Source organism: Rubritalea sp., assembly GCF_039830215.1.
Classification (GTDB): domain Bacteria; phylum Verrucomicrobiota; class Verrucomicrobiia; order Verrucomicrobiales; family Akkermansiaceae; genus Rubritalea.
On record NZ_JBDOPO010000003.1, the window covers coordinates 1 to 5635 of the forward strand.

Below are 5635 nucleotides of genomic sequence, written 5' to 3' on the forward strand. Positions count from 1 at the left end.
TACCTTGCAGCATCTTATCTGGGCTGGCTTCGAACCCCCGGAATCATATTGCTAGGAGCGAAGGCTACCTGCTCAATTTCAGCAAAATAGTTTTTAGGGTTTTGATCTAAGACCAGCTTACCAATCGTGCGTACTGGGAAGTCAGCATGTGGCCAAACCTTAGTCACATCAAAGGGGTCAAACCGGTAGGTCGCAGCTTCTTCCTCGCTCATCACTTGGATTTACATTTCCCATTAAGCGGACTGCCCTTTTTGAATTTTCTCGTAAAGATCCTGAGTCGCATGGTCGGCATTCTCACCACACATCTGTTGGGCTTCTTCTGCAGTAAAGTTCTGGATTCCAGCGAGTGTCTTGAAATGAAATTTCACCCACACACGCCCCCCGGCGGCATTGACCATGGCAAAGGTATGACTACCGTAACCGTTCATGTGACGGTACGATTTTGGCGTCCCGCGATCTGAGAAGAGCACCGTCACTTGATGCGTTGCTTCAGGTGTCAGAGAAAGAAAATCCCAAAACATATCTGGATCTTTGCAATGCGTGGCCGGATGCCTTTTTTGTGTATGGATGAAATCTGGAAATTTGAGAGGGTCGCGCAGGAAGAACAGCGGGGTGTTATTGCCGACGATGTCCCAATTCCCCTCCTCGGTATAAAGCTCCAGAGCAAAGCCACGTGGATCACGCTCGGCGTCCGCGCTTCCTTGCTCGCCCCCTACTGTCGAAAACCGCAACAAGCAGGGGGTCTTTTGCCCCACTTCGGCAAAAGGTGCTGCCTTGGTAAGTTCAGTTATATCTTCGGTGATTTCTATATAAGCAAATGCTCCCGCACCTTTCGCGTGCACCACACGCTCGGGTATCCTCTCGCGGTTGAAGTGCGCTAGCTTCTCCGACAAATGCACATCTTGTAAAAGAACTGGGCCATAGCGTCCCGCCGTTTGGCTATTTTGGTTGTCCGCCACTGGAGCACCACTGGCTGTTGTTAGATCGGATTCACGCATCGTTCTGACTTCTTACTATCTACAGTTATACTCCCTTTTCATTAGTAGGAAATGGTATTGAAAGAATTATATTTATTAGCACTCCTTATCGTGCATACTAACGCCAGATTATCTTTCAGACGAATGTCTATGCACCTCACTACGACCCAACTCTCAGCCCTCGATGCACTCTCTGAGCTTCGCCATTTCACCAAAGCAGCCCAGCGCTTAGGCATCACTCAGTCCGCTCTGAGCCAGCAAGTCAAAGCTCTAGAGCAATCCGTGGGTCTCCCCCTTATTAATCGCGATACTCGCCCGCTGACCATGACATCGATGGGGGAAAAGTTACTCATCCGCGCTCGACTCATCCTCCAGCAAGCAAGTGCGATCGAGGCCGAGTGCCGGCAGACCGAAGACCTAAAGCAAGGAAAGCTCTCACTCGGGATCATCCCGACGATAGCCCCCTACCTGACCCGACTCGTGTTGCCACATTTTATCACGGCATACCCAGGGATCCAGCTCGACATCCATGAAGACACAACCAGCAATTTGGCGAAAAAAGTCCACCAAGGCCACGTCGATCTAGCAATCACGAGCGACCTCGAAAGCCTCCCAACCAGCACCGTCGCCCATTTAGATGAGCATCCTTTGTTTAAAGAAAAGCTCTATCTCGCCACCCCTCTAGATCCACACATTCCTAGCCAAGAACTTCCAATGATTGGCCTCAAAGAAGGACATTGTTTACGCGATCAAGCTATCGAAGTGTGTAACCAATCAATTGACCACAACATAAGTTGCGACCAAATATCCACTCTCATCTCACTGGTCAAAGCTGGCCTCGGCTCAGCCGTGATTCCAAGTATGGCGGTACCCAACTCTCTCGAACCTGCGATGGAAATCAGCGAAATCCCGAATGCCCAACGCCTAATCCAAGTAGTTACACGCCCGCAAGTACACCCCAACCCAGCCGCCAAAGCCTTCGTCGACACTCTCAACACTCAGCTGCCACAACAGGTGAAAGCCTGAATAGCTTCGCTGCACTTAGGAAGTAGAAATTAATTATCACAATCATCCCATAGCAACTCAATGAGTAGTTGTGATTCTTGAGTTAGTATTGCTGTTTTTAACAGCTTTTTTCACACTGAGTATGCCCTATTGTTCTTGGCTCTAGTCACTCAGAAAACTCCCCTGTGGCAAAGACCGTAGAGATGAAGGATATTCACATAGGACTTGTAGAATAAAGCAATCTCGCCTTTCTAAAAGTGCGAGAGGGCACGCGCGGCTTGAGAGTGTCAGAATGAGTGTTTCGGGTCGGAGTCACGGCTCCACCAAGCCGAGACTGAGCGAACTTGGCCAACAGCTAGCTTTTAATATTGAGCAGCTTATGGAATGGCTGTGATTCATAAAAGTGAACGGTCCCCAGCCAACCACCTAGTAATGCCTAGGCTTCGTAAAACCTCAATAGTAACCGTCAGCGACGACTATGGCAATGCCCCACTCACGCCCACTGTCATCACTGATGGAGCCAGCTATTGGCACGGGTCGGGGATCCAGTCGTCCTCGACTTCGAACTAGAGTGGCGACCGCCTAGTCAGCAGCATATCTGAGCCAGCTGGAACTGGAAATTTCGTCAAACTCACCATTAAGCTCTTCATCAAAAAGAAATGGCTAATATTTCTTGGCAGTATACAGCTAAACACGCTTTGCTGGGTGCATGAATATTGAAATCTCAGACAAACCTCTCTCATGGGGCGCGCTCGACCTCTCACTCTTCGGTGTGGGTAAGGACTGGTATGGTAAACCGGTAAAGCCACCAGTGGCTTTCGGCTTTGCAGTGGATCTCAAATACCTCTGGTTTGTCGTCTCCCACCAAAAGGCACCAACTCTCCACCCTGAGGCACGTCCCGGCGACTTCAAGACCGAGCTCTGGAAGTACGATGTCGCTGAATTTTTTCTCACCGACCCAACTAACGGGCGCTACTTAGAATTCAACCTCTCCCCGAATGGAGCGTGGTGGACAGCCGAATTCACCGCCCCACGGATCCGCGCAGAAATAGCAGACAAGCCGTTTCCTGAAGTCGCAACATTCGCCGATATGGGACAAGACGGATCTTGGCTGGCAGCTGCCGCCCTCCCACTAGAGCAGCTACGCGATAGGCTCAACTTTGGCCCCGAGTCACAGCTCAACGCCACCTTCATACTCAACTCACCCGAACAGCAATTCCTCAGCGCAGCCGACCTCGGTGCTGGTGAACCAAACTTTCATCTCCCCGACAAGTTTCCCAAAGTGAACTTCTTCCACAACCCCCAAAAATAGGGTCCTTCTGGTGTACTGTGGCTCGACGCTGCTCTACCCGGTGGAGGTGGCTAGGCACATAGAGCCGCGGCCAAAACCTCTTTTACCGCGCAGACTCTTCCACCTCAAAGAAGTACTCCCCAGCCTGAATTTGTGTGTTTTTCTAACACGTGGTAGTTTACCACCATCACACGGTCTTTGCTCAAAATCCATTAGGTATGCGCAACCTGAGCAGTACCAATCGTCACATTGTCAACACTTATCATACACAGAAACACTGATTCCCACACTTTCGCTGTAGATATCAGCACTTATTTTGTACTTGGTTTTGCCAAAGCTAAGGCTGTGCTCTTGCACCTGTGCTGCGCAGTAAAGCTCCTTGGCCACTGTAGCCTTGCTCTTATGCTCGAGTTCACCTCCGAGGTCACACGTTAGTGCTCATCGTTTATCAACATAGGCTCACTAGCCATTGACAATTTAAACATAGAAAAAAGGTCAGAATATTGAGTAATCAGAGCATAACATTGATGGGGTAGCGTTTTAGGATGAATATTTGATGCTTAAACCGTGAACGTATATTCTAACTCTCTCTGGTGATTCTGAAGTCTGCGCATTTGCTCTTTCATCTGGGATTTGCAGTGCCCGACTGTTCGAACTGACGGCCTTCTTGCTAATTAAGCCTTTAAGTCCCTATTTAAATATTACTGAGGGTTGAGATTCGGACTGTAGCTGGGTAGGTAATGCTGCTCTATTCTTTCATATTACTGGCTAACCCACTCCTTTACTTTTTTGCATGGTGTACCCTCAGCAGAAATGGTTCCGTGAAATGGAGCCAATGCATATTGAAATATCTGACTGTTCATCGGTGGCTGAATCACCGAAAACTAGACAAATAAAAGGTAAGAAAAGACTCCTCATACTGAATTTAAAGCACGTGTCTCCACCGAAGCCCACCAAGGTAGTCACTCAGTAAATAACATAGCTCAGGAGAATGATGTAGCTCCGTCCTAGGTCAGTCAGTGGAAAAAGGAGTTAGAGTCTCGAATGGTTGAGCTTTTTGAGAGTTCTAACACCACCAAGAAAGAGTTGAAACACCTCGAAGTCAAAGAGGCACAGATGGAGCGTAAAGTGGGGCAACTCGTGCGAGATAAGGGCTTTTTTCTAAAAAAGTGCGAACAGCTGGGAATCGATCCCAGCGAAAAGCTATGATTGCTACTCAACAAAATTCATCACTTAGGCAGCAATCAGCTTTGCTAGAGGTCAACGGCAACCGCTTAAAGCCCAAAAGGGCTAAGATCAGTGATGAGGGTCACAAGAGTTACCCGTGCATTCTCAGAGACACTCCTGTAACAGCTGCGGATGAAGTCTGGTGTACTGACATCACTTATATACCAATGCCTATAGGTCACGCCTACTTGATTGCTGTGATGGACTGGCACACGCGTGCAGTACTTTCATGGGAAGTGTGTAACACGATGGATACCGCATTTTTTCTCCGAGCATTGCGCCAAACATTCTCTCTCTTTTTTTCGCTGAATCCGATGCCACGCAGGGAGTCTACCTGCGCACTCCATCAGCCGAGACAAGGTTTTGAATACATGACGACAGACCAATAACCCTCCAACATCGTGATCCTCTCCTCCCGCAGTAAAGCCGAATGAATCCTCGATTCTGTAGAATTTCCAATGCTAGACATGGTTTTGAACTCTTTTATCTGGAAACGACTCGCTATCAATCTCCTGCGACATCACCCGGTTCGCTTCACCATTAAACGACTTCTGCCAATGGTTGTGAACGTCCTTATGGCATCCCGCACGACGGCTGAACAGAGCATCGGTACCGGGCTGGACAGCGAGGCTGAAATGGAACTCAACATGGGTGTGCGCCACATACTGTGTCACCTTTCCGACTTTACTCGTGACTCACTGATGCTAGAGGATTTTTCTCCATAACTACAAAGAAAGAGGCTGAGAACTATAAAAATTTTGTGCATAGAGAGGTGGGGTGTTGTGGACTAGCGTCCTAAGCATGCGCGTTAACTTAAGCACATGGTTAGGCCCCAACCATTCAGCTCTGTCCATTAAGCCAATCGCCAAAGAGAATGAAAGCACACCTGCCAAACAGCTAAGAAATCCAAATAGCAGTAAAATACAAAGGAACAGCTCGCTGAATGTGAACCTCAAAGCGAACCAATGCATCACTTTAGGCTTTGCACTCGCATATCGTACAACAGCGGGAAAAACACCATTAACTTGGGGTAAGAAGGGCTCATTTTATGTCTGACCCACCTCGTACTCTGCATGTCATGCTTAGGGCGGCTAAAAGGCACCTCATGTGCACAGCCGCTAAAAACAACCCAGGC

The 5635-nt window shown here is 48.6% G+C and carries 5 protein-coding genes and 1 pseudogene; 5 read left to right on the forward strand and 1 reads right to left on the reverse strand.

Annotated elements, in window-relative coordinates:
• Positions 1-998, reverse strand: a pseudogene (locus ABGY95_RS00025) (catalase); the annotation flags it as partial.
• Between the two features lie 129 nt (positions 999-1127).
• Here ABGY95_RS00025 and ABGY95_RS00030 point away from each other — a divergent pair.
• The 5 genes from ABGY95_RS00030 to ABGY95_RS00050 all read left to right on the forward strand — a co-directional run bounded on the left by ABGY95_RS00030 (position 1128) and on the right by ABGY95_RS00050 (position 5225).
• A complete protein-coding gene (locus ABGY95_RS00030; RefSeq protein ID WP_347439633.1) occupies positions 1128-2003 on the forward strand; it encodes a LysR family transcriptional regulator in 876 nt (291 codons plus the stop codon).
• A 688-nt stretch (positions 2004-2691) separates the two neighbouring features.
• Positions 2692-3294 (forward strand): hypothetical protein, encoded by a 603-nt coding sequence (locus ABGY95_RS00035; RefSeq protein ID WP_347439634.1) that lies wholly within the window; start codon positions 2692-2694, stop codon positions 3292-3294.
• A gap of 1065 nt (positions 3295-4359) precedes the next feature.
• On the forward strand, positions 4360-4482 hold the full coding sequence (locus tag ABGY95_RS00040; protein WP_347439635.1) for a hypothetical protein: 123 nt from the start codon (positions 4360-4362) through the stop codon (positions 4480-4482).
• On the forward strand, positions 4479-4889 hold the full coding sequence (locus ABGY95_RS00045; RefSeq protein ID WP_347439636.1) for a DDE-type integrase/transposase/recombinase: 411 nt from the start codon (positions 4479-4481) through the stop codon (positions 4887-4889). The genes ABGY95_RS00040 and ABGY95_RS00045 overlap by 4 nt, the downstream gene beginning before the upstream one ends.
• A 78-nt stretch (positions 4890-4967) precedes the next feature.
• Positions 4968-5225: a hypothetical protein gene (locus tag ABGY95_RS00050; RefSeq protein ID WP_347439637.1), complete on the forward strand. Its 258-nt coding sequence runs from the start codon at positions 4968-4970 to the stop codon at positions 5223-5225.
• Positions 5226-5635: the final 410 nt, after the last annotated feature.